Source organism: Streptococcus peroris ATCC 700780 (assembly GCF_000187585.1).
Classification (GTDB): domain Bacteria; phylum Bacillota; class Bacilli; order Lactobacillales; family Streptococcaceae; genus Streptococcus; species Streptococcus peroris.
Window position 1 is genome coordinate 304,354 of sequence record NZ_GL732463.1, and the last position, 24,324, is coordinate 328,677.

Annotated in this window: 24 protein-coding genes and 1 riboswitch; of the genes, 18 read left to right on the forward strand and 6 right to left on the reverse strand. The window is 38.4% G+C overall.

The window, feature by feature from the left end:
* Positions 1-140 precede the first annotated feature (140 nt).
* The 3 genes from HMPREF9180_RS03450 to HMPREF9180_RS03460 all read left to right on the forward strand — a co-directional run bounded on the left by HMPREF9180_RS03450 (position 141) and on the right by HMPREF9180_RS03460 (position 3,295).
* Positions 141-815, forward strand: a complete 675-nt coding sequence (locus HMPREF9180_RS03450; protein ID WP_006145032.1) for a YwaF family protein — start codon at positions 141-143, stop codon at positions 813-815.
* Between the two features lie 34 nt (positions 816-849).
* Positions 850-1,572 carry a YwaF family protein gene (locus HMPREF9180_RS03455; protein ID WP_006145033.1) on the forward strand — a complete coding sequence of 241 codons (723 nt, stop codon included), beginning with the start codon at positions 850-852 and terminating at the stop codon, positions 1,570-1,572.
* A gap of 178 nt (positions 1,573-1,750) precedes the next feature.
* Positions 1,751-3,295, forward strand: coding sequence for a peptide chain release factor 3 (locus HMPREF9180_RS03460; protein WP_006145034.1), 1,545 nt, complete (start codon positions 1,751-1,753; stop codon positions 3,293-3,295).
* Between the two features lie 404 nt (positions 3,296-3,699).
* Here HMPREF9180_RS03460 and HMPREF9180_RS03465 read toward each other — a convergent pair whose 3' ends face one another.
* The 4 genes from HMPREF9180_RS03465 to trkA form a co-directional block, all read right to left on the reverse strand.
* A complete protein-coding gene (locus HMPREF9180_RS03465) occupies positions 3,700-4,404 on the reverse strand; it encodes a CPBP family intramembrane glutamic endopeptidase (RefSeq protein ID WP_006145036.1) in 705 nt (234 codons plus the stop codon).
* 206 nt (positions 4,405-4,610) lie between these two features.
* Complete coding sequence (locus HMPREF9180_RS09975; RefSeq protein ID WP_006145037.1) at positions 4,611-5,090, reverse strand: hypothetical protein; 480 nt, start codon at positions 5,088-5,090, stop codon at positions 4,611-4,613.
* Positions 5,091-5,248: 158 nt separating this feature from the next.
* On the reverse strand, positions 5,249-6,688 hold the full coding sequence (locus HMPREF9180_RS03475) for a TrkH family potassium uptake protein (protein WP_006145038.1): 1,440 nt from the start codon (positions 6,686-6,688) through the stop codon (positions 5,249-5,251).
* 3 nt (positions 6,689-6,691) lie between these two features.
* Positions 6,692-8,041, reverse strand: coding sequence for a Trk system potassium transporter TrkA (trkA, locus tag HMPREF9180_RS03480; protein ID WP_006145039.1), 1,350 nt, complete (start codon positions 8,039-8,041; stop codon positions 6,692-6,694).
* Between the two features lie 420 nt (positions 8,042-8,461).
* On the opposite strand from trkA, the gene HMPREF9180_RS03485 reads away from it, so the two are divergent.
* From HMPREF9180_RS03485 to HMPREF9180_RS03545, 13 genes are all read left to right on the forward strand, one after another.
* Complete coding sequence (locus HMPREF9180_RS03485) at positions 8,462-8,965, forward strand: tRNA (cytidine(34)-2'-O)-methyltransferase (protein ID WP_006145040.1); 504 nt, start codon at positions 8,462-8,464, stop codon at positions 8,963-8,965.
* A gap of 53 nt (positions 8,966-9,018) precedes the next feature.
* Positions 9,019-9,252, forward strand: a riboswitch (FMN riboswitch).
* Positions 9,253-9,400: 148 nt separating this feature from the next.
* On the forward strand, positions 9,401-9,958 hold the full coding sequence (locus HMPREF9180_RS03490; protein WP_006145041.1) for an ECF transporter S component: 558 nt from the start codon (positions 9,401-9,403) through the stop codon (positions 9,956-9,958).
* A complete protein-coding gene (locus tag HMPREF9180_RS03495) occupies positions 9,948-10,598 on the forward strand; it encodes a phosphatase PAP2 family protein (protein ID WP_006145043.1) in 651 nt (216 codons plus the stop codon). Before HMPREF9180_RS03490 ends, HMPREF9180_RS03495 begins: the two co-directional genes overlap by 11 nt.
* A 27-nt stretch (positions 10,599-10,625) precedes the next feature.
* A complete protein-coding gene (locus HMPREF9180_RS03500; protein ID WP_006145045.1) occupies positions 10,626-11,045 on the forward strand; it encodes a ParB N-terminal domain-containing protein in 420 nt (139 codons plus the stop codon).
* Entirely contained in the window at positions 11,017-11,502 is a 486-nt protein-coding gene (locus tag HMPREF9180_RS03505; RefSeq protein ID WP_006145046.1) for a GNAT family N-acetyltransferase, read from the forward strand. Before HMPREF9180_RS03500 ends, HMPREF9180_RS03505 begins: the two co-directional genes overlap by 29 nt.
* Before the next feature lie 157 nt (positions 11,503-11,659).
* Positions 11,660-12,085: a 50S ribosomal protein L11 gene (gene rplK / locus HMPREF9180_RS03510; RefSeq protein WP_006145048.1), complete on the forward strand. Its 426-nt coding sequence runs from the start codon at positions 11,660-11,662 to the stop codon at positions 12,083-12,085.
* Positions 12,086-12,182: 97 nt separating this feature from the next.
* The gene (rplA, locus tag HMPREF9180_RS03515; protein ID WP_006145049.1) at positions 12,183-12,872 is read left to right on the forward strand and encodes a 50S ribosomal protein L1; all 690 of its coding nucleotides are present in this window, start codon (positions 12,183-12,185) and stop codon (positions 12,870-12,872) included.
* A 211-nt stretch (positions 12,873-13,083) separates the two neighbouring features.
* The gene (locus HMPREF9180_RS03520; RefSeq protein WP_025168606.1) at positions 13,084-14,784 is read left to right on the forward strand and encodes an acetolactate synthase large subunit; all 1,701 of its coding nucleotides are present in this window, start codon (positions 13,084-13,086) and stop codon (positions 14,782-14,784) included.
* Positions 14,777-15,253 (forward strand): acetolactate synthase small subunit, encoded by a 477-nt coding sequence (gene ilvN, locus HMPREF9180_RS03525; protein ID WP_006145052.1) that lies wholly within the window; start codon positions 14,777-14,779, stop codon positions 15,251-15,253. The genes HMPREF9180_RS03520 and ilvN overlap by 8 nt, the downstream gene beginning before the upstream one ends.
* Before the next feature lie 64 nt (positions 15,254-15,317).
* Positions 15,318-16,340: a ketol-acid reductoisomerase gene (gene ilvC / locus HMPREF9180_RS03530; RefSeq protein ID WP_006145054.1), complete on the forward strand. Its 1,023-nt coding sequence runs from the start codon at positions 15,318-15,320 to the stop codon at positions 16,338-16,340.
* Positions 16,341-16,420: 80 nt separating this feature from the next.
* On the forward strand, positions 16,421-17,671 hold the full coding sequence (gene ilvA, locus HMPREF9180_RS03535; RefSeq protein ID WP_006145055.1) for a threonine ammonia-lyase IlvA: 1,251 nt from the start codon (positions 16,421-16,423) through the stop codon (positions 17,669-17,671).
* A gap of 82 nt (positions 17,672-17,753) precedes the next feature.
* The gene (locus tag HMPREF9180_RS03540; protein WP_006145056.1) at positions 17,754-18,650 is read left to right on the forward strand and encodes an SPFH domain-containing protein; all 897 of its coding nucleotides are present in this window, start codon (positions 17,754-17,756) and stop codon (positions 18,648-18,650) included.
* 103 nt (positions 18,651-18,753) lie between these two features.
* The gene (locus HMPREF9180_RS03545) at positions 18,754-18,969 is read left to right on the forward strand and encodes a capsule biosynthesis transcriptional regulator (protein WP_002893653.1); all 216 of its coding nucleotides are present in this window, start codon (positions 18,754-18,756) and stop codon (positions 18,967-18,969) included.
* Between the two features lie 86 nt (positions 18,970-19,055).
* Here HMPREF9180_RS03545 and HMPREF9180_RS03550 read toward each other — a convergent pair whose 3' ends face one another.
* Positions 19,056-19,796, reverse strand: coding sequence for an amino acid ABC transporter ATP-binding protein (locus HMPREF9180_RS03550; RefSeq protein ID WP_006145061.1), 741 nt, complete (start codon positions 19,794-19,796; stop codon positions 19,056-19,058).
* Entirely contained in the window at positions 19,796-21,361 is a 1,566-nt protein-coding gene (locus HMPREF9180_RS03555; RefSeq protein WP_025168607.1) for an ABC transporter substrate-binding protein/permease, read from the reverse strand. The genes HMPREF9180_RS03550 and HMPREF9180_RS03555 overlap by 1 nt, the downstream gene beginning before the upstream one ends.
* A 130-nt stretch (positions 21,362-21,491) precedes the next feature.
* Here HMPREF9180_RS03555 and HMPREF9180_RS03560 point away from each other — a divergent pair, with 130 nt between their 5' ends.
* On the forward strand, positions 21,492-23,387 hold the full coding sequence (locus tag HMPREF9180_RS03560) for a DUF2207 domain-containing protein (protein ID WP_025168608.1): 1,896 nt from the start codon (positions 21,492-21,494) through the stop codon (positions 23,385-23,387).
* Positions 23,388-23,448: 61 nt separating this feature from the next.
* Complete coding sequence (locus HMPREF9180_RS03565; protein ID WP_006145065.1) at positions 23,449-24,294, forward strand: undecaprenyl-diphosphate phosphatase; 846 nt, start codon at positions 23,449-23,451, stop codon at positions 24,292-24,294.
* Positions 24,295-24,324 lie beyond the last annotated feature (30 nt).

A 24,324-nucleotide genomic window follows, 5' to 3' on the forward strand; every position in this document is an offset into this window, starting at 1 on the left:
TCAAGTTGAAAAGAAGCGGAAATTGAAAAATACTTTTTATTTCGATATAATGGTTGAAATTAGAAAAAAGAATAACGGTAGATTCTAGTTGATAAACAAGATGGAGAATTGACTCAACTAGAACACTTTAAGGATGACATATGACGCTTTGGGAGTTACTTTTTACCAGTAAAAAGACAGTTCCTCCACACTTGGGATTCTGGTACTTTTTATTACCTACGTCTTTGGTAATCATAGCTGTTTTATCGATTCGTTTCGCATCATCTAAAGGTTACAGAAACTTTTGGTATTGGGGACAATTGATTCAGTTGCTGATTATCAACGCTTGGTATATTGCTGCACGTCTGCCCCTATCTGAGGCTCTCCCTTTTTACCATAGTCGCATGGCTATGTGGATGATTCTTTTTGCCCCTAATAAGACCTTTTTCAAGCAATATTTTGCTCTGTTGGGAGTCTTTGGTTCTATTATGGCCTTGGTTTATCCAGTCTTTTATCCTTTTCCTTTCCCTCATGTTTCGTCTGTCAACAATGTTTTCGGACATTGGGCCCTCTTTGCTAACTGCTTGATTTATCTTGTTAGATATTATAAAGTTGAAAAAGGGGATACTTGGAAAATATGCCGGATGACTCTTGGAGTTAATTCCATTATTTTGATAGCCAACCTCTTGACAGGAGGAAATTATGGCTTTATGAGCAAGCCACCTGTGATTGGGGATCATGGTAGTTTGCTTAACTATTTGATAGTAACCAGTTTAATGACAGGTATTCTCATCCTTATCAATCAACTCGTTAAATATAAACATAAGAATAGTTAATATACAACTGAATTCGTTAACTTAAGGAGACTTTATGCATCATTTTATTACAAGAACCCAAACGACACCACCGCCTATTCCGATTTTTTGGTATGGAGTTATGATAGGCCTTCTTGCCTTGTCTATTTATGCTTCTCTTACTTACTACAAAAATCCCAAATTTGTCCGATTGTTTAAGTGGATTCAAATAGCGCAATTGCTAGCTCTTTATACTTGGTATATAGGTTTTAGCATTCCATTTTCGAACAGCCTGCCTCTTTACCATTGTCGTTTGGCAATGTTTGCAGTTGTTTTCTTACCAGATAAATGGAAAACCAAGCAGTATTTTGCCCTAATGGGAGCCAGTGGAGCAGTATTTGCTTTAGGCTATCCAGTTTTTGATCCCTATGATTTCCCGCATATTACCAGTTTTTCTTTTCTCATTGGTCATTATGCCCTCTTGGTCAATTCCTTGGTCTATCTTATGAACCACTACGACAAGACCTTGCTGAAAAAGTATCGCATTATCGCTTACACATTTATTCTCAATCTTTTTCTAGTTGGAGTTAATCAAGTGACAGGTGGGAATTACGGACTCTTGAATACCACGCCTTTTATCCCAGATGCTCCTATTTGGATAAAATACCTTCTGGTTTCAATCATTCTTTCTTCAGCCTTAGTACTCTTTGATATTTTGTTTAAGAAACGTTGGAAAAAGAAAATTGCGCAAGAAACAATTGATTTGCGAAGAAATATGAAGAATGAAAAATTTAAATAGTCAACAAAAGAATCTTATGAGCAGGTCTAGTATCTTGACCTGCTTTTTCTTGTGTAAGCAATTGAAAAACTCTCTAAAATCCGATATAATGGAGTGTTGAAAGGAATTTTAGAGTCCAATGTAATAAAGAGTGATTAGGAATTAAAATAATTAAAAAAATTAGAAAGATAGAGAACTTATGACTATTCAAGAAGAAATTAAGAAACGCCGTACCTTTGCCATCATCTCTCACCCGGACGCTGGTAAAACGACGATTACAGAGCAATTGCTCTACTTTGGGGGAGAGATTCGGGAAGCCGGAACGGTCAAAGGAAAGAAGACAGGAAACTTCGCTAAATCTGACTGGATGGATATCGAGAAACAACGTGGGATTTCGGTAACCTCATCTGTCATGCAGTTCGACTATGATGGCAAACGGGTCAATATCCTAGATACCCCAGGGCACGAGGACTTCTCAGAAGATACTTACCGTACCTTGATGGCGGTGGACGCTGCCGTCATGGTCGTAGACTCTGCCAAGGGGATTGAGGCCCAAACCAAGAAATTGTTTGAGGTTGTCAAACACCGTGGCATCCCCGTCTTTACCTTTATGAACAAGTTGGACCGTGACGGCCGTGAGCCACTAGATCTCTTGCAAGAATTGGAAGAAGTTTTGGGCATTGCCAGTTACCCAATGAATTGGCCAATCGGGATGGGGAAAGCCTTTGAGGGACTTTATGACCTTTATAACCAACGCTTGGAACTCTACAAAGGAGACGAGCGTTTTGCCAGTCTGGAAGATGGGGATAAGCTATTTGCTAGCAATCCTTTCTACGAGCAAGTGAAAGACGACATCGAGCTCTTGCAAGAAGCAGGAAATGAATTCTCAGAGGAAGCCATCCTTGCGGGTGAATTAACTCCGGTCTTCTTTGGTTCAGCTCTAACCAATTTTGGGGTGCAGACCTTCCTTGAAACCTTCCTCAAGTTTGCTCCAGAACCTCATGGGCACAAGAAAACAGACGGTGAACTTGTCGACCCTTATGATAAGGATTTCTCAGGTTTTGTCTTTAAAATTCAAGCCAACATGGACCCTCGACACCGTGACCGTATCGCATTTGTTCGTATTGTATCGGGTGAATTTGAGCGTGGTATGAGTGTTAATCTCCCTCGTACTGGTAAGGGAGCTAAACTTTCTAATGTCACCCAATTTATGGCGGAAAGTCGTGAAAATGTGACCAATGCGGTAGCAGGAGATATCATCGGAGTTTATGATACAGGGACCTACCAGGTTGGAGATACGCTAACTGTTGGGAAGAACAAGTTTGAATTTGAACCTCTACCAACCTTTACTCCTGAAATCTTCATGAAAGTGTCAGCTAAGAACGTCATGAAGCAAAAATCCTTCCACAAAGGGATTGAGCAATTGGTGCAAGAAGGAGCTATCCAGCTTTATACCAACTACCAAACGGGCGAATACATGCTTGGTGCTGTTGGTCAATTGCAGTTTGAAGTCTTTAAACACCGGATGGAAAATGAGTACAATGCCGAAGTAGTCATGAGCCCAATGGGTAAAAAGACCGTTCGCTGGATTAAGCCAGAAGACCTTGACGAGCGTATGTCTTCAAGCCGAAACATCTTGGCCAAAGACCGCTTTGACCAACCTGTCTTCCTCTTTGAGAATGACTTTGCCCTCCGTTGGTTTGCGGACAAGTATCCAGATGTGGAGTTGGAAGAAAAGATGTAGATTGCCAAAGTTACTTGATTGTGTAACAATCTAAGTAACTAACGCCAAGTTTCTATGGAACTTGGCTAGGCGCTCCACTAGTAAAGTTTTACGAATATTATCGATTCGTAAAACTTTACGTCGTGATGGGTAGAAAGTGACCTGACTGCCTCACTAACTACGTTTGGCAAATAAAATCGATATAGTTAGAAAGCAGTCTAGCTAACTGCCTTACTAACTCATCGGCGAAAAATAATCGTTTTCGCCTCTTCGTGTCGTAACATTAAGGAAGTTAAATATAGCCAATTAGGTCACAAATTTCGTGCACAACACTTCGCATCTTGTTTGTGCTTTATTGTTAAAAGATAAAAAAGACTAGAAATCAAATAGGTTTCTAGTCTTTTTATTAGTAGTGGAACTTCTATTTATTGAAAAGCATCTATACCAACAACCTTGATAAGGAATGTAAGGAGGATAAGCAATAGAATGCTGACTCCATTATTCACTAGGTGCAGTAAGATAGACATCTCTAGTCGTTTGGTGCGATAAGCAGTCCAAGTTAGGACAGCAGACATCCAGCCATAGATCAAGAAAGAAGGAAGATTATTTGGCATATGGGCTATAGTGAAGAGAAGCCAACCAAAAATGTAACCAATTTTTTCATATCCTTCAAATAGTTTTGTAGGTATGATACCGCGGCAGATAATTTCCTCACAAAGAGGTGCTACTATAACAATCACGAAAAAGCTGGAAATTAGAGAAGTTTCAGAGATGAGGCTATTAATAGTTTCTTGATTTGAAGTAGTTGTTTGCTTCAGAAGGTGCAACCAAATCGCACCAATCATATTTCCAACAATAATGGCTACATAACTAAGAGCGATTCGAGGGGCATCATTAATGGTAAAGAGTTTTGATTTTAAATTTAGGAGCTTGCTTTTGTGAGCGCCATATAAAAAGAGTGTAACGACAGCGGTAGAAGTAATCCCAACTATTACAGTGGACCAAATAGATTCCAGTTGAGTTTTTTGAAGCAACACTAAAGTTAACATAGGGACTTGTGATAAGAATATTGCTACAAAAAAGATTCCTAACCAAATCAGTCGCTTGCGATAATCTTTAAAAAAATTCATCCAAATATCTCCTAAAAAATTTATTTCATTATAGCATACTTTGGATAGGAATTCTAGAAACTACCAAAACATGAGTGTAGAGATAATCAGTAAGATATCTCGTATTAAGTGGCTGTAGAAAGATAAATCGTGTCTTAACTTTTTTGGAAATAAAAAACTAAGGAAGCTGATTCCTAATAGGATATAAAAACCAACAGAGAGGATAGTTATAGGATTATGTAGAAAAATAAACTAAAGATAATTAGGAAAGTTAGTTTTCTTGCTTTATTATGGGTTTGTAATTTCTTCCATTTCTTTAGTGGTAAAAAAGTTGCAATATCAAGTCCAAATAGGAAAAAGAAAGAAATTAACAACAATTCTATCACCTCTTTTTGAAGTAAATTGTTAGTGCTGATATTCTCAAATAAAATAAGGCTGACTCCAGTCAAGTTAATAATAACCATAGCGCTATACAATAAAAAGAAAGCGCGACTACGTTTGCCTAGCTGACTACTCACAGGTTCATGACCGGAAAGATAGTGGATGAATGTACACATGCCAGCTAATGTTAATAAGAACAGCAAAATGTAAAAATGTGTTTGTTTAAGAGTTAGAGAAATTCCAGGCCAAAATAAGCAACTACAGAATCCTAGATATGCCATGGTCCCTAACAAGAGAAATTGGATTGATTTTCTAATTTTGTTCATAAAATAACCCCTACGTTTTTTAAAGATTATAACCAAAAGGATTCACAAAAACCTAAGTTTTTCTCAAGTGTCATTTTTTACCTCTCAACTGTCTTTTTTCAGAAAAAAGCACAACCACCAGTTATTTCTTGGAAGTTGTGCTTTTTGATAATGAATTTCTAACGTTTAGACCAGGTTCGCTTCATAAAGAGTAATATGATTGGATAAATTTCAAGACGTCCTGCAATCATTGCAAAGGATAGGAGGAGTTTTGAGAATGGACTAAAAATTGAGAAACTAGAAGTCGTTCCTAGAATTGGTCCTATATTGTTAAAGCAACTGAAAACAGCACTCGTAACAACCATTAAATTGTTGGTATCTAAACTGACGATGAAGATTAAACTAAGTAGAATCATAATGTAAACTACAAAATATTTCAAAATCTTATGTTGGGTATCCTTGTCGATGACCGTTTTATTAACATGGAGAGTTAAGACACGGTGAGGGGAGATGGTAGACAAAAATTGATTTTTTGCAATTTTAGCGAGGATAACTCCACGGATGACCTTGAGACCACCGGCAGTAGAACCAGCAGAACCACCGATTGCCATTAGCATTAGTAAGATGTATTGAGAAAACAAAGGCCAGTTTGTGATATCTCCATAACCAAAACCAGTAGTGGTAATGATGTTAGAAACTTGGAAGAAGGCCATTTCAAAACTTTGTGAAACTCCACTATAGAGGTGAAGTGTGTTGAGTGTGATTAAGCCTGTGGATATGGCTACAATTAAGAGATAAGCTCGAAGTTCCTCATCGAAAAAGAATTCCTTAACTCGACGAAGCATGAGATAGTAGTAGAGGTTGAAATTGACACCGAACATCAAAACCCCGATGCTTGTCAAATAAGTGATGAGAGAACTATGATAGTGGGCAATACCATCGTTATAAACAGTGAATCCACCAGTACCAGCAGTTCCCATCGCGATAACAAAACTATCGTAGAGTGGCATCCCTGCAATGTAATAAATAACTACAAAGAGAGCGAACATTGCTAGATAGAGAATATAAAGGATTTGAGCTGTATTTTTTAGTTTAGACACAACTTTACCAAATACTGGTCCAGGAACCTCTGCCTTCATAACCTCTAAGTGGCTGTTTTTGGCATTGTCCATAATAGCTAGGGCAAAAACCAGCACCCCCATCCCTCCAATGAGGTGGGTAAAACTCCGCCAAAACAAAAGAGATCTGCTTAAGACAGATACGTCATTTAGGATGGTTGCTCCTGTTGTAGTGAAACCAGAACTAACTTCGAAGAAAGCATCTATCATATTGGGAATTTGTCCTGAAAAGACAAAGGGAAGGGCACCAAAGAAGGACCAGAGAATCCAACAGAGAGCTACAATTAAGACCCCTTCTTTTGCATAGATTCGTTGTTTTTTTGGCTTTTTAATGATGCCCAGAAGACCCAGGACGACGAGAATTCCGATAGTAGAGAAAAGAGCTGAAAACACTTGATCAGATTCTTGATAGTAAAGAGCAATACAAACGGGTACCAAGAGTAGTCCAGCTTCGATCAAAAGTAGCTTTGCAAGAAGAAAGCGTACCATACTTCTATTCATAGCTTACCTCTCTAACAAATCATAAATCTTGGTGATGTTAGATAACAAAGTGATAACCACTAGCTTGTCACCTACTTGGAGTGTTTCTTCTCCGGTTGGGAAAATTGTTTTTCCATTACGGATAATGGCAGCAATCAAGACATCTTTTTTGAGTTTTAATTGAGACAAAGGTTTGCCAGTCATCTTATTTGCTTCCTTGATTAAGAACTGAAGAGTTTCTACCTGGCCGTTTGCAAGGTGGTGCATGGCTTGAAGGTCAGAATATTGCGCATTTACACGACCATGGATAAAGTGCATGATGGTATCAACAGCGATTGTCTTAGGTGTGATAATACTTGAGAAATCTGTCGCATGGATAATTTCCAATAGGCTAGTACGGTTGACTTTGGTAATATTTTTTTGAACACCAATACTATCTAAAAACATAGATGTGATGATATTTTCTTCATCAACTCCAGTCAGGGTGGCAACAGCATCGTAGTGTTGAGCGCTTTCTTCTAAGAGCGTGTCTTTGGTTGTTCCATCTCCTTGAACAATATAAAGTTTAGGGAATTTTTCACTGAAGAAGGCGGCTCGTTCTTGGTTGACCTCGATAACTTTCGTATCGATTCGGCTGTCTTTTAAAATACCCAGTAGGTAGTAAGCAATTTTACCAGCTCCAATAATGAGTAAGCTCTTAACAACTCTGGACTTGATGTAGTTATGGAAAAGCATCATATCGACACGATGTCCTGTTACAAAGATACGGTCTTTATCTTCTAAAATAAGGTCGCCACCAGGAATCATCAGTTTATGATCGCGCTCAATAGCACAGACGATAACATTGCCGAACTTTTTACGAAAATCAGCAATGGACATCTGACAAATAGTGCTATCTTTTCGAACGACAAATTCCATTAGACTTACCAAACCTCCCACAAATCGCTCAACTGAGAGAGCGTTTGGGAAGTCGATGATGTTAGCAATGGCACGAGCAGCCAAGAGCTCTGGATTGACAATTAGTGAAAATCCGAGAATATTTTTTTCTTTAAAGTAAGGATTGGAATATTCAGGATTACGGACACGAACGATGGTCTCCTTGGCACCCATTTTTTTAGCAAGGACTGCCGAAACCATATTGACCTCATCATACTGCGTCATGGCGATGAAAATATCACAGTCTTGGACATTGGCTGCTTCTAGCATTGTAAAGTCAGCCCCATTTCCTGCAATACCCATAATATCAAAGCGACTTGTCATGTAATTCAAAACGGTTTCGTTCTGTTCAATTAAGACAACATCGTGATTGTCAGCGACAAGGGAACGACAAAGGGCAGAACCTACTTTCCCCCCTCCAACAAGAATAATTTTCATAGTTATATATCCTACTTTTTTAATCTGTTTCTATCATACCTTTTTTTAGTTTAAAATGCATTTAACAACCGATTGTTTACTGTTTAGAAGCATATGATTGGCTCCAAAAGTATTTTTGCTCAGAAATTAAACTTTTTTAAGAAAGAGAATCTATCCCAAAGTTCTCTATGTTATGACGACTATAAAAACTGAGTAGATTGGCGGGATATGCTTGAATTTTGTAAATATCCTGGAAAAAATGAAAAAATCAATCCATTTCTATTGACAATCAATCTGAAAGTGATATACTTAAAAGGTAGTTTCGCTGATTTACTTCAAACCTGTTGTGAGGTAAGTTAACGATGCTTTAACCACGCTGTTTGCTGAGCTTGACTCCGGGCAGTGTGGCTATTTTTTTGCACTAGTGAGAGGAAGTAAGGCATGACAAATCATATTGTGTTGTTTGAACCACAAATTCCACAAAATACGGGAAATATTGCACGAACTTGTGCAGCAACAAATGCACCCCTTCATATTATCAAACCTATGGGTTTCCCTATCGATGATCGTAAAATGAAGCGAGCTGGGCTAGACTATTGGGACAAGCTTGACATTTATTTCTATGACAGTTTAGATGAATTTATGGGAAAAATGAATGGACAACTCTACTTAATTTCCAAGTTTGCTGAAAAAGTTTATTCAGATGCAGATTTCACGACAGAAGGAAATCATTATTTTCTCTTTGGCCGTGAAGATAAGGGCTTACCTGAGAAATTTATGCGTGAGCATCCTGACAAAGCCCTCAGAATTCCTATGAATGATGAACATGTTCGTAGTCTCAATGTATCGAATACAGTATGCATGATTGTGTATGAGGCTCTCCGTCAACAAAATTTTGCGGGTCTCGAACTGGTTCATACTTACGAAACGGATAAGTTGAAATAAACACTGATAAGAGATAAAATGCTTGCGCTTGCAAGCTTTTTTTGTTATCATAAAGGGGTCTTCAGGGCTGGGTGTAATTCCCGACCGGCGGTGACTTTTACTCGGAAATGTTTTTTTCCTTTTATACTTTGTTGCAAGCTTTGCCTAACCAAAAGTTATGCCTACAGCTTGTCGCCTCGTCTAAAAGAAAAATCTCCATTTCCATAGTCTAAAAGAAGTCCGCGAGCGCAAGCTGATGTGGTGAGATTCCACAACCGACAGTATAGTCTGGATGGGAGAAGACGAAAGGATAGCTTTGTCTATTCTGCTTCATTATAATAGAAATAAAACTAGTTTCTTTGTAAACTTTGGTTTCTTTTTGAGATAGTTAAGAGAGTAGATAGAGAGAAACTTTCCAACTTCTTCTGATTTTATAGAAAATTGGAGGAACCTGTTATGACAAATACACGTAAACTGACCATTGTGGCAGTTTTGTCCGCTTTATCATTTATTTTGATGTTTTATCAATTTTCTTTTTTGATAGATTTCTTCAAAATAGATTTGAGCATTGTCGCCATCTTGTTGGCCTTGGTCGTTTTAGATTTTAAAAGTGCTATTTTTGTGACCTTAGTTCGATCAGTTCTCAAATTAGCCCTCAATAATAAGGGACTTGAAACCATAGTTGGCCTTCCTATCAATATTATTGCTGTTCTCGTTTTTGTTCTTGCTTTTGCTTTGATTTGGAACAAGGAACGGACACATAGCAGATTTGTATTGGCAACGATTATTGGAACTGTCGGTTTGAGTGTTTCTATGGTATTGGTAAATTACTTCTACGCAATTCCCTTATATGCCAAATTTATGAATTATGATATTTCACAAACATTTGGTCTCGTTCATTACTTAGCAGCTATGGTTGCACCTTTCAATCTAATTGAAGGTGTTATTTGGGCAATTGTGTTTTGGTTAATCTATGTACTTTTACAACCTGTTTTGAAAAAATATGAAAAATAAACAAACATTTTTAATGAAGGGCAGTTTTGCCCTTTTACTTTTTGTGATTATTGGTTATGTGGTTAAATTCTATCCTGAAATGTTGATCAACTTTGATCAACCGATTCAGACAGTGATTCGAGGAAACTTGCCTGACTATTTGACCATATTTTTTAAAGCAATCACGCATTTGATTGATATTCCAGTTATTATCACCTGGGTTTTAATAGTTGCTTTTATTTTCTATTGTAAGCAATGGAAGATAGAAAGTTTTTTCATGCTAGGAAATCTAACTTTTGCTGGAATTTTAATCGTAACTTTTAAGAATATCTATCAAAGACCACGGCCAGAAATTTTACACCTAGTAGAGGAAAAAGGTTTTTCCTTTCCTAGCGGACATTCCCTGGCTGTGACGATTATGGTAGGAACTTTGACTGTGATTTTTAGTCAAAGGATTAAAAATCATGTCTGGAGAAAAGTCGTGCAAATAGGACTTGGTATATTTTTAGTCAGTGTACTGGTATCAAGAATTTATCTGGGAGTTCACTACCCATCAGATGTGATTGCCAGCCTTTGTATGGGCTTAGGAGTTTTGTTTATGGAGTTTCCATACTATGACAAACTCCGTTTTCAATGGCGGTTTACAGGAAAACAGAAATGAGTATCAAATTCCCTTGAGGAGAAAGCAATGAGAGTCAATATTACAGATCTTCATCCGACTCAACTATACTTATCAGAAAAGAAGTTGCAAGCTATTCAGATGCTTTATCAGTCGGTAGAAAAGCCCAATATCGATCCAATCAGTGTTCTTTCTTTTAAAAATCGCTTGCTGATTACAGACGGGCATCACAGGGCTTACCAGGCTTTATTGGAAGGTAGGGATACGATTTCTGCTGAGTGGGATAAAGATGGTGGTGATGAACTATATCATCTCTATGCGCAAGCTTGTGAGGAAAGAAAGATAACCTCTGTTCTGGATTTGAAACATCATATCTTATCTCAAGATGAGTATGAGCCAAAGTGGTATAACTGGTGTGATGGTTTTAATCAGGCAGCGAAGCTAGTATTAGGAGTAAAAAATGACATCAAAGATCATTCAGATAGATGATTCCCTACGTCTAGTTCCCTATTTTTTAGCAGATCATCATGATGCAGCTTTGGTCTGGTATCAAGATGTGGATTTAGTAGAGCTTGTAGACGGCATTAGAATACCCTATAGTTTGGAAAAATTAAATGCTATGTATTCCTATTTAGAGGAACACGGGGATTTGTTCTGGATTGAGTTTCTAGAAAAGGGAGAGTGGTTTCCAATTGGGGATGTAGCCTTATCTCAGGAGAATCTTCCTATTGTGATTGGCAATCTAGCTTATCAGCATCAAGGCCTTGGACGCAAGGTTTTAAGGACTTTGATTGATTTAGCTCGGCAAAAGGGGTGGAAACAGTTGAAAGTTCAAGAGATCTACACTTTTAATCGAATTTCTAGAAGATGTTTTGAATCTCTTGGATTTGTGGAAAGTGGCACTACTGAAAATGGAGTGAGTCTTGTACTGACTTTGATTGAATGAATTCGCCATAAAAATGTAATACAAAGAAACATTAAAAAATTAAAATTTCTCTTGCTTTTTGTAAGAAATCGTGTATAATAGAAAGGTATGCACAAAGCATACTTGTGGGAGGTAAAAATCTTACATTACCGCCAAAACCACAAAGGAGGATTTAAAAATGGCTAAAAAAGTCGAAAAACTTGTAAAATTGCAAATCCCTGCTGGTAAAGCTACACCAGCTCCACCAGTTGGACCTGCTCTTGGTCAAGCTGGTATCAATATCATGGGATTCACAAAAGAGTTCAACGCTCGTACAGCTGACCAAGCTGGTATGATTATTCCAGTTGTTATCACTGTTTATGAAGATAAATCATTTGATTTCGTTACAAAAACACCACCAGCTGCTGTTCTTTTGAAAAAAGCTGCAGGTGTTGAAAAAGGATCAGGTACACCTAACAAAACTAAAGTTGCTACAGTTACTCGTGCACAAGTACAAGAAATTGCAGAAACTAAGATGCCAGATTTGAACGCAGCAAACGTTGAGTCTGCGATGCGTATGATCGAAGGTACTGCTCGTTCTATGGGATTCACTGTTGTTGACTAATCAATAACATCCCCAATATAACCCGCAAGACTTCATCATTTCGAGAAGTGACGTGGGAGATGAAAATCGATTGAACCACTTACAAGGAGAATAGAAAATGGCTAAAAAAAGCAAACAACTTCGTGCTGCACTTGAGAAAATCGACAGCACAAAAGCATACAGCGTAGAAGAAGCTGTAGCACTTGCAAAAGAAACTAACTTTGCAAAATTTGACGCAACTGTAGAAGTTGCATACAACTTGAACATCGACGTTAAAAAAGCTGATCAACAAATCCGTGGGGCAATGGTATTGCCAAACGGTACTGGTAAAACTTCACGCGTTCTTGTTTTTGCACGTGGTGCTAAAGCTGAAGAAGCAAAAGCTGCTGGTGCAGACTTCGTAGGTGAAGATGACCTTGTTGCTAAAATCAACGACGGTTGGTTGGATTTCGACGTAGTTATCGCTACACCTGATATGATGGCTCTTGTTGGTCGTCTTGGACGTGTCCTTGGGCCACGTAACTTGATGCCAAACCCTAAAACTGGTACTGTAACAATGGATGTTGCTAAAGCAGTTGAAGAGTCTAAAGGTGGAAAGATTACTTACCGTGCTGACCGTGCAGGTAACGTTCAAGCCATCATCGGTAAAGTATCATTTGAAGCTGAAAAATTGGTTGAAAACTTCAAAGCTTTCAACGAAGTTATCCAAAAAGCAAAACCAGCTACAGCTAAAGGTACTTACGTAACAAACTTGACTATCACAACTACTCAAGGTGTTGGTATCAAGGTTGATGTTAACTCACTTTAATCTGTAATTATTAAATAAAAAGGTTGATGACGAAAATGTCTTCAACCTTTTTTGTATAAAAAAGGTTGAAATACGAATAAGTTTTCAAATCAATTTGATATTGTAAAACATCTAGATAGAAAATTCAGAAAATTGTTTCTTTTGTCTTGAAAAATTTTGAAAAAATGGTATGATAGAAACAAGTCATTTTAAGAGAACAGAAAGGGGAACGATGGAGAAAATCATTTTAGATTCACCAAAGTCAGGATCAGAACTTGTTTTGGAAACACTCCGTGATTTAGGAATTGATACGATTTTTGGTTATCCAGGCGGGGCCGTCTTGCCTTTGTATGATGCTATTTATAGTTTTAAAGGTATTCGCCACATTTTAGGTCGCCATGAACAAGGATGTCTTCATGAAGCTGAAGGTTATGCCAAGTCGACAGGGAAACTTGGTGTGGCAGTCGTCACAAGTGGACCAGGAGCTACAAATGCCATTACGGGTATTGCAGATGCTATGAGCGACAGCGTTCCTCTTTTGGTTTTTACAGGTCAAGTGGCAAGAGCGGGTATTGGTAAGGATGCTTTCCAGGAAGCAGACATTGTCGGTATTACCATGCCAATTACCAAGTACAACTATCAGGTTAGAGAGACAGCGGATATTCCACGTATTATTACAGAGGCTGTACATATTGCGACTACAGGTCGTCCGGGGCCAGTTGTTATTGATTTACCAAAAGATGTTTCTGCACTCGAGACAGATTTTATCTATTCACCAGAAGTAGTTTTACCAAGTTATCAACCAACTCTTGAACCAAATGATATGCAAATCAAGAAAATCTTGAAGCAGTTGTCCAAAGCTAAAAAACCAGTATTACTTGCTGGTGGTGGTATTAGTTACGCTGAGGCCGCATCTGAGTTAATTGAATTTGCAGAACGGTATCAAATTCCGGTTGTGACCAGTCTTTTGGGACAAGGTACAATCGCCACTAGCCATCCACTTTTTTTGGGAATGGGCGGGATGCATGGTTCCTTTGCAGCCAATATTGCAATGACTGAGGCAGATTTCATGATTTCTATTGGCTGCCGTTTTGATGACCGTTTGACTGGTAATCCTAAGACATTTGCGAAGAATGCTAAAGTAGCGCATATTGATATCGATCCAGCAGAGATCGGTAAAATCATTGCAGTCGATATTCCAGTTGTTGGTGATGCAAAAAATGCCTTGCAACAATTGCTTGCAGAACCAGGTGTTCGTAACAATACTGAAAAATGGATTGAAAAAGTCACAAAAGATAAGAATCGTGTTCGATCCTATGATAAGAAAGAGCGCGTTGTCCAACCCCAAGCAGTTATTGAACGTATTGGTGAGTTGACCAAAGGAGATGCTATTGTTGTCACAGACGTAGGACAACACCAAATGTGGACAGCTCAATACTATCCTTACCAAAACGAGCGTCAGTTAGTGACTTCCGGGGGTCTAGGAACGATGGGATTCGGAGTTCCTGCAGCTATTGGAGCAAAAATTGCTAATCCTGATAAAGAGGTTGTTCTCTTTGTTGGTGATGGCGGTTTCCAGATGACCAATCAAGAATTGGCAATCTTAAATATCTACAAGATTCCAATTAAAGTCATCATGCTTAATAACCATTCACTTGGGATGGTTCGTCAATGGCAAGAAGCCTTCTACGATGGTCGAACATCAGAGTCAGTCTTTGATAGCCTTCCTGATTTCCAATTAATGGCTCAAGCATATGGGATTAAGAATTATAAATTTGATAATCCTGAAACCTTAGAGAAGGATTTGGAAGTCATCACAGAGGATGTACCTATGTTCATCGAAGTCGATATTTCTCGTAAAGAGCACGTTTTACCGATGGTTCCAGCTGGTAAGAGTAACCATGAGATGTTGGGGGTGAAGTTTAATGCGTAGAATGTTAACAGCCAAGCTTCAAAACCGATCTGGGGTACTCAACCGTTTTACAGGAGTCTTATCGAGACGTCAAGTCAATATCGAAAGCATTTCTGTTGGTGCTACAGAAGATTCAAATGTTTCACGAATTACGATTATCATTGATGTTGCATCGAATGATGAAGTGGAGCAAATTATCAAACAGCTCAACCGTCAGGTCGATGTCATTCGTGTTCGCGATATTACAGACAAACCGCACATAGAACGGGAAGTTATCTTGGTGAAAATTGCAGCGCCAGCTGAGAAGCGAGCAGAAATATTGGCTATCATTCAACCTTTCCGTGCGACAGTAGTTGACGTAGCTCCAAGCTCCATTACTGTTCAGATGACAGGAAATGCTGAAAAGAGTGAAGCCTTGATTCGAGTCATTCGACCATATGGTATCAAGAATATCGCTCGTACGGGTGCAACTGGATTTACCCGCGATTAAAAATCCAACCTAAATTTGTTAAATTAGCTTTTAAGGCAATAAATATAGAAAAGAGAGAAAAACTATGGCAGTTCAAATGGAATACGAAAAAGATGTAAAAGTAGCAGCACTTGACGGTAAGAAAATCGCCGTTATTGGTTATGGTTCACAAGGCCATGCGCATGCTCAAAACTTGCGCGATTCAGGTCATGATGTGATTATCGGTGTTCGCCCAGGAAAATCTTTTGACAAAGCAAAAGAAGATGGTTTTGATACTTATACAGTTGCAGAAGCAACTAAATTGGCAGACATTATCATGGTCTTGGCACCTGATGAAATTCAAAAAGATATCTATAAAGATGAAATTGCGCCAAACTTGAGTGCAGGAAAAGCTCTTGGTTTTGCTCACGGATTTAATATTCATTTTGGATATATTAAAGTTCCAGAAGATGTCGATGTTTTCATGGTTGCTCCTAAAGGACCAGGACACCTTGTACGTCGTACGTATGCTGAAGGTTTTGGTGTTCCAGCACTTTACGCTGTCTACCAAGATGCTACTGGTCATGCGAAAGACATCGCAATGGATTGGGCTAAAGGTATTGGTGCTGCACGTGTCGGCTTGCTTGTAACTACCTTTAAAGAAGAAACTGAAGAAGATTTATTTGGTGAACAAGCTGTGCTTATGGGTGGTTTGACACACCTCATTGAAGCAGGTTTTGAAGTCTTGACTGAAGCTGGTTATGCACCACAGTTGGCTTACTTTGAAGTGCTTCATGAAATGAAATTGATCGTTGACCTTATCTATGAAGGTGGATTCAAGAAAATGCGTCAATCATGTTCAAATACTGCAGAATTTGGTGACTTTGTAACAGGTCCACGTGTCATCGGTCCAGAAGTTAAAGAAAACATGAAAGCTGCACTTGCTGATATCCAATCAGGTAAATTTGCTCGTGAATTCGTTGAAGACCACGATGCTGGCTTCCCACGTTTGAAAGCTTATCGTAAAGAAGCAGAAGAACTTGAAATTGAAAAAATTGGTGCAGAATTACGTAAAGCAATGCCATTCGTTGGTCAAAACGACGATGACGCATTCAAAATCTACAACTAATTTTTGAGAATAAAAATAGAAGGCGAGTTGGGGGGTACCTAACCCGCTTTTTATCTTGAAAACGAATCAAGGAGAAGATTATGCTTAGTGCACAAGATGTGGTGAAAGCCCACAAAGTTCTGAGTGGTGTAGTAGTTAATACACCATTAGAATATGATCATTACTTATCAGAAAAATACGGAGCTAAAATTTATCTCAAGAAAGAAAATGCTCAACGAGTTCGGTCATTTAAGATTCGAGGAGCCTATTATGCGATTTCTCAGTTGAGCAAAGAAGAACGTGAACGTGGAGTTGTCTGTGCGTCAGCGGGAAATCACGCTCAAGGAGTTGCTTACACATGTAATGAGATGAAGATCCCTGCAACAATCTTTATGCCCATTACAACACCACAACAAAAAATTGGTCAGGTTCGTTTCTTTGGTGGTGATTTTGTAACGATTAAATTGGTAGGAGATACCTTTGATGCATCTGCCAAGGCTGCTCAAGAGTTCACAGCTACTGAAAATCGTACCTTTATCGATCCTTTTGATGATCCTTATGTTCAAGCAGGGCAAGGAACTGTTGCTTATGAGATTTTAGAAGAAGCACGCAAAGAATCCATTGATTTTGATACCGTCTTGGTACCTGTAGGAGGTGGAGGCCTTATTTCAGGTGTTTCTACTTATATTAAAGAAACAAATCCTCAGATTGAGGTTATTGGTGTTGAGGCTGAAGGAGCTCGTTCAATGAAGGCAGCTTTTGAAGCTGGAGGACCAGTCAAACTCAATGATATCGATAAATTTGCAGATGGAATCGCCGTTCAAAAAGTAGGACAGTTGACCTATGAAGTAACTCGTAAAAATGTACAGACTCTTATTGGCGTGGATGAAGGTTTGATTTCTGAGACCTTAATTGATCTTTATTCTAAACAAGGGATTGTAGCTGAGCCTGCTGGTGCTGCTAGTGTGGCGGCTCTGGAAGTACTGTCAGACTATATAAAAGGTAAGACCATTTGTTGTATCATCTCTGGAGGAAATAACGATATCAACCGGATGCCAGAGATGGAAGAGCGTGCCTTGATATATGATGGGATCAAGCATTACTTCGTAGTGAATTTCCCGCAACGTCCAGGTGCTCTTCGGGAATTCGTAAATGATATCTTAGGACCAAATGATGATATCACACGATTTGAGTACATTAAACGTGCCAGTAAGGGAACGGGTCCTGTTTTAATTGGTGTTGCTCTTGCAAATAAGCACGATTATGCAGGATTAATTCACCGAATGGAAAGATTCGACCCGTCTTATATTAATTTAAACGGGAATGAAACCCTCTATAATATGCTTGTTTAATATCCTATAGAATTTTTATCATATTATTTGCCTAACCTATATATGAGTGCTATAATGTAAGTGAAGAAAGGGGGAGATTCCCATGGTTTTACCAGTTATACTTGTTCTAGTGATTCTAATGCTTATTGTGGGAGTTATTCTAGTAAGCTCTGTTTATGTCGTTCGTCAACAATCTGTTGCCATTATCGAACGATTTGGTAAATATCAAAAGTTAAGTAATAGTGGTATTCATCTACGAGCACCATTTGGCATTGACAAAATTGCAGCTCGTGTACAGCTACGCCTTTTACAAAGTGAGATCGTGGTTGAAACCAAAACCCAAGATAACGTTTTTGTGACCATGAATGTCGCTACTCAGTATCGTGTAAATGAGTTAAATGTTACAGATGCCTACTATAAATTGATGAGACCTGAAGCTCAAATTAAATCTTATATTGAAGATGCATTGCGTTCATCTGTTCCTAAGTTAACTTTGGATGAATTGTTTGAGAAAAAAGATGAGATTGCGTTAGAAGTTCAAAAACAAGTAGCGGAAGAAATGTCAACGTATGGGTATATTATCGTTAAAACGCTCATTACCAAAGTTGAGCCGGATGCAGAGGTCAAGCAGTCAATGAATGAAATTAATGCTGCCCAACGTAAGAGAGTAGCAGCTCAAGAATTGGCTGAAGCAGATAAAATTAAGATCGTTACAGCGGCAGAAGCTGAGGCAGAAAAAGATCGTCTCCATGGTGTGGGGATTGCAGAGCAGCGGAAAGCAATTGTTGACGGACTTGCTGATTCCATTAAAGAGTTAAAAGGAGCAAATGTTGAATTAACTGAAGAACAAATTATGTCAATCTTATTAACCAACCAGTATTTGGATACATTAAATAATTTTGCAGATAAAGAGGGAAATAATACAATATTCTTACCAGCAAATCCTAATGGAGTTGAAGACATACGAACCCATATATTATCAGCTTTAAAAGCTAAATAATTGTATTCTGAGCGTTGTAGTTTGGTGTAGGTATGCATTTATATTGACAAATACTATAAAAAAATATACAGTGATATAGCGCAAAGAAAAAAAGGAGAAAAACATGGCTAAGTCTAACTTTGAAAAAGTAGAATCAGTTGTTAGCTGGGTTCGTGATAAGAAAATCACAGGCTATCGCATTTCTAAGGAAACAAATGCACGTGAGATGTCGATTATCGCTCTAGCTCAAGGACGTGCAAAAGTTAAAAACATTTCCTTTGAAACAGCTCTCGGTTTAATTGATTTCTACGACAAAAATCATGAAAAATTTGAAGATTAGTCTTTGGATACAGGCAGGTTTGAAAAAGAAACTGCCATTTCATTTTGAAGAATATAAAAAAGACTGCAGGTTGCAGTCTTTTTTTCTTATCCAAGATAGCGTTGCAAAAATTCTTTTGTACGTTCTTCTTTAGGATTTGTAAATAGTTCTTCAGGCTTGCCTTCTTCTGCAATAACACCTTTATCCATAAAGATGACATGGTGTGATACATCACGAGCAAATTCCATTTCGTGGGTTACAACAATCATGGTCAGACCTTCTTGAGCTAGTTCTTGCATGATTTTGAGAACCTCACCGACCATTTCAGGGTCAAGAGCTGATGTAGGCTCGTCAAAGAGAATAGCGTCAGGATTCATAGAAAGTGCTCGAGCAATGGCTACACGTTGTTTTTGACCACCAGAAAGTTGCTTCGGTTTAGCTTGCCAGTACTGTTCTCCCATGCCAACCTTTTCGAGGTTTTCTTTAGCAATTTTCTCAGCTTCTGAGCGTTCACGTTTGAGGACAGTTGTTTGTGCAACGATCGTATTTTCAAGAACATTGAGATTTTCAAAGAGGTTAAAGGACTGGAAGACCATACCTAGTTTTTCGCGGTAGTGAGTGAGGTTATACCCTTTTTCAAGGACGTTTTCACCATGATAAAGGATTTCACCTTCAGTTGGTGTTTCAAGAAGGTTGATAGAACGAAGGAAGGTGGATTTACCACTACCGGAACTACCGATGATAGAAATCACTTCTCCTTTATGAATAGAGAGTGAGATGTCTTTGAGGACCTCGTTTTGTCCATAGGATTTTTTGAGGTGTTTGATTTCAAGAATGGGTTGATTCATTATTTCAAATCCTCCGTTTGTATTTGGTTAGCGCCTGTTGTGTAAGTATCCATATCCATACGTTTTTCGATGTAGCGTAAGATACGTGTTACTGTGAAAGTGAGAATAAAGTAGATAACTGCGATGATGGTAAAGGTTTGGAAGTATTGGTAGGTTTGTGTTGCTACCGTGTTTCCTGAGAAGTAAAGTTCTACAACAGATATAACATTCAATACAGAAGTATCCTTAATGTTGATGACAAACTCATTACCAGTTGCAGGTAAGATATTTCGAATGACTTGAGGCAATACAATCTTACGCATGGTTTGATTATGGGTCATACCAAGTGCAGTTGCCGCTTCAAATTGTCCTTTATCAACAGCTAGAATACCACCACGGACAATCTCTGTCATGTAGGCACCAGTGTTGATAGAAACGATAAAGATAGCAGCCAGTGTACGGTCTAGGTTTATTCCAAAAGCTTGGGCGGTACCGTAGTAAATAACCATCGCTTGTACAATCATTGGTGTACCACGGAAAATTTCAATATAGACGTTGAGAATCCAACCGATTAGTTTTTGGATGCCAAAAATAAATTGATTTTCAGATTGGGGTGCTGTACGGAAGACACCGATAGCAAGACCAATAATGAGACCGACAATGGTACCGATAATCGAAATGAGAAGTGTAATACCAGCACCACGTAAAAGTTGTTGCCAGTTTTCAGTTAGAATTTTAGCAACTTGGCTAAAGAAATTACTGCTGTTTTCTTCAGTAGTTGTAGCTTCTACAGGTTGCTCCTTGATCATACGATCCATTAAAGCTATTTGTTCATCTGTAGAAATGGTTTCAATGCTAGCATTGATTTGACTGATACGTTTGTCATCTTTACGTAGACCAATAGCGATAGCTGTATCTTCCTCTCCCGTTTTAAAACCAGGTTGAGGCTGAATCATTTTGAACTTAGCGTTTGCCGATTCAGCAGTTAAAGCTTCTGGACGTTCAGATACATAAGCATCGATAACACCAGCTTCAAGAGCTTGACGCATTTGTGCAAAATCACCCATGGCAGTTTCTTTTTGGGCGCCTGGAATTTGTGAAATCAAGTTATAAAGATAGACACCTTGTTGAGAAGTGATTTTTGCACCACTAAAGTCGTCTAATGATTTGGCATTTGCATAGGCAGAATCCTTCTTGACCAGAAGTACGGGTTCGCTAGTATAATAACTACTTGAGAAGGCTATCTCTTGCTTACGTTCTGCGGTTGGGCTCATACCAGCAATGATCATATCAATCTTACCAGATGTAAGGGCTGGGACTAGCCCTTCCCATTTAGTTTTAACGACCAGTGGTTCTTTGCCTAAGTCCTTAGCAATTTTTTTAGCTATTTGAACATCGTAACCATTGGCGTATTGATTTGTTCCCTCGATTTTGACAGCACCGTTACTGTCATCGTCTTGAGTCCAGTTAAAGGGGGCATAAGCTGCCTCCATTCCGACGCGTAAATATTCATCGGCTTGGACCTGGCTAACTAATCCTAGAGTTAGGGCTAGGCTAGCAAGGATTGAAAAGCATAATTTTTTCATATTCTCTCCTATTTCTAGTTTAAAAATGGCTCTTTCTATTGTATCTAAAAATGGTGAGATTTTCAATACAAGTAATTCTTAACGTATAAAAAATGATATAATAGTGAAGAAACATGAAAGGGAATGTAAGATGAAAAAGAAATGGCTACTAGTCTTGGTATTTACCTGTTTGTTATTCATACCTCGTCTCGCTTTTGCTGTGGACTTTGATATTCTCTCCTATAAGGGAGATTTGAATATTCATGCAGATAATACAGCTGTTTTCCGACAAACAATCACCTACCGTTTTAAAGATGATTTTAATGGTCAATCAGTCGGGCTAGGAAAAGAAGGAAAAATGCCAAAAAACTTTGAGATTAATGATAATCCCACTGTTCTAGTCTCAAAAAACGGAGAAATTGTAGATGATGTGCTTTCCTATACAAAGGAAAAAGGAAACGGTTATCAAGTAACAATTTTAAATCCAGGAAAAGCAGGAGATACTGTACGTGTAAACATTACTTGGCAATTAAAAAATCTTCTTTTCTTATACCAGGATATTGCTGAATTGAATTGGCAACCTCTGACATATAGTTCAGGAGACATCAAAAATTTGGAATTTCGAGTAACTTCAGATAGTCCGGCAGAGAAGCTTTTTTTCCATACCGGTAAACTCCTCAATGAGGGAAGTGTCGAAAAAGTAAATGATATTTATCAGGTGAAGATGAAAAATCTTCCTAGAAAACGCCAAGTTGAACTACATGCCTATTGGCCGAGGAAGGCTTTCTCAGCAGCTCCAAGCCAAGGATTGGAAGAAGAGCGTTTAAGAGATTTCAAAAAGATTGAGATAGAAATAAAAGCTAGCAAAGTGCAAGCTAGTCTCATGATAAAGTGGATTTTTCCAATAATCTTTATTGTGTTATTGATGATGACTATCATGTATTATCGAGTATTTCGTAAACATACGACCCTCAAAAAGGTATATCCCAAGAATCATCGGATCTACGAACCTCCAATGGATCTACCTCCAATGGTTTTGGCTGAGGCTATTTACTCTACCTCCTTGGAGGAAATCAGTCCCTTGAATAAGAAGAAGTTTGGCAAGTTTTCTTTTGAACGATTGATTCAGGCAACTTTACTGGATTTAGTTGATCGAGGATATTTATCCATTTTTCAAGGTGAAGAGGAACCGTGCTTGAGGATCAATAGTGAAAAAGACTTGTCTAATTTTGAAAAAGAATGCTTGCGAATGACTCTATCTACTAATAAAGAACTGCCTCTTTCAGACCTTTTCCCGGAATATCAAGTTTCCTCAGGATTATTCCATGGTGCTAAGGAAGCTGATGAGCAGCACATTCGAGAATTCGGATTACATCTCAAGCGTTCCTTCGAGAGACGGCTTCAACGCATGCAAAGTTGTGTTCGAGAAAAGGTAAAAATTCTACGTCTTCCAAGCTATTATCGTCCTTTAACGGATAAAGAAAAAAGTCTTGTGAATGGGATGAAGGTCAGTTCAGCTATAACAGGTTTAATAGGACTTCTTATCTTTTACTATAGTTTGCGAACACATGGTTATTTTTCTATTCCACTGCTTTCCCTAGGTTTAATAGGTTTATTAGCAAGTGCCCTAGTTTATTTTGCGACACGAGGCCCATCTCGTGACGGAGTCTTAAACGAAGAAGGAGCAGAAGCACTATATCTCTGGACAAGTTTTGAAAATATGCTTCGTGATATTGCCCACCTTGATAAGGCTGAACTAGAGAGCATTGTTGTTTGGAATCGTCTTTTAGTCTATGCAACTCTCTATGGATATGCCAAGAAAGTGAATAAGATGATGAAACTCCACAATATTCAGCTTGAAAATGCAGACATGAATCTTTATGTGTATTGTGGATGGGATGCAGACTTTCATACATCGACTTCTCACATAAACAGTTATGCATCGGTCGCTAATACTGCAAGTACCTTTTCTGTATCATCCGGAAGCGGTAGCTCTGGTGGTGGTTTCTCAGGCGGTGGCGGTGGTGGAAGTGTTGGTGCTTTCTAAATAAAACTCAACACAGCCTTTAAAAGTATGATATAATGGAGGATAGAAAAAGGAGTAATCTATGTATTTTTTTGAAATTTTAAAATCAATCTTTTTTGGTATTGTTGAAGGAATTACGGAATGGTTGCCGATTTCAAGTACTGGTCACTTGATTTTAGCGGAAGAATTCGTCAAATATAAAGACCAAACTGAAGCTTTCAAGTCTTTGTTTAACGTAGTCATTCAACTTGGTGCGATCTTTGCAGTTGTGGTTATCTACTTTAATAAACTTAATCCTTTCAAACCAGGTAAGGATAAAGTTCAAGTTCGTAGAACTTGGCAGTTATGGTCCAAAGTTTTTGTGGCGACTCTACCTCTTCTCTTAGTCTTTAAGTTTGATGATTGGTTTGATACCTACTTCCATAACAAGGTTTCAGTAGCCATTATGTTGATTGTTTATGGGATTGCCTTTATCTTTCTTGAAAAACGTAACAAAGCGCAAGCGATTGAGCCAACAGTTACTGAGTTAGATAAATTACCTTATAAAACAGCCCTCTATATTGGATTTTTCCAAGTTTTGTCCCTTTTACCAGGAACTAGTCGTTCTGGTGCAACAATCATTGGTGGTTTGTTAAACGGTACTAGTCGTTCAGTGGTAACAGAATTTACCTTCTATCTAGGAATTCCAGTTATGTTTGGAGCCAGCGCTTTGAAGATTTTTAAATTTATCAAAGCGGGAGAAGTCTTGAGTTTTGGTCAATTCTTCTTGCTCTTGGTAGCAATGGTAGTGGCTTTTGCAGTCAGCATGGTTGCTATTCGTTTCTTGACCAGCTATGTCAAAAAACACGACTTTACCGTGTTTGGTAAATACCGTATTGTCCTTGGTAGTGTATTACTACTTTATAGCTTCATTCGACTATTTGTATAAGAAAAAAACCTTGAAGGAAGAATCCTTCAA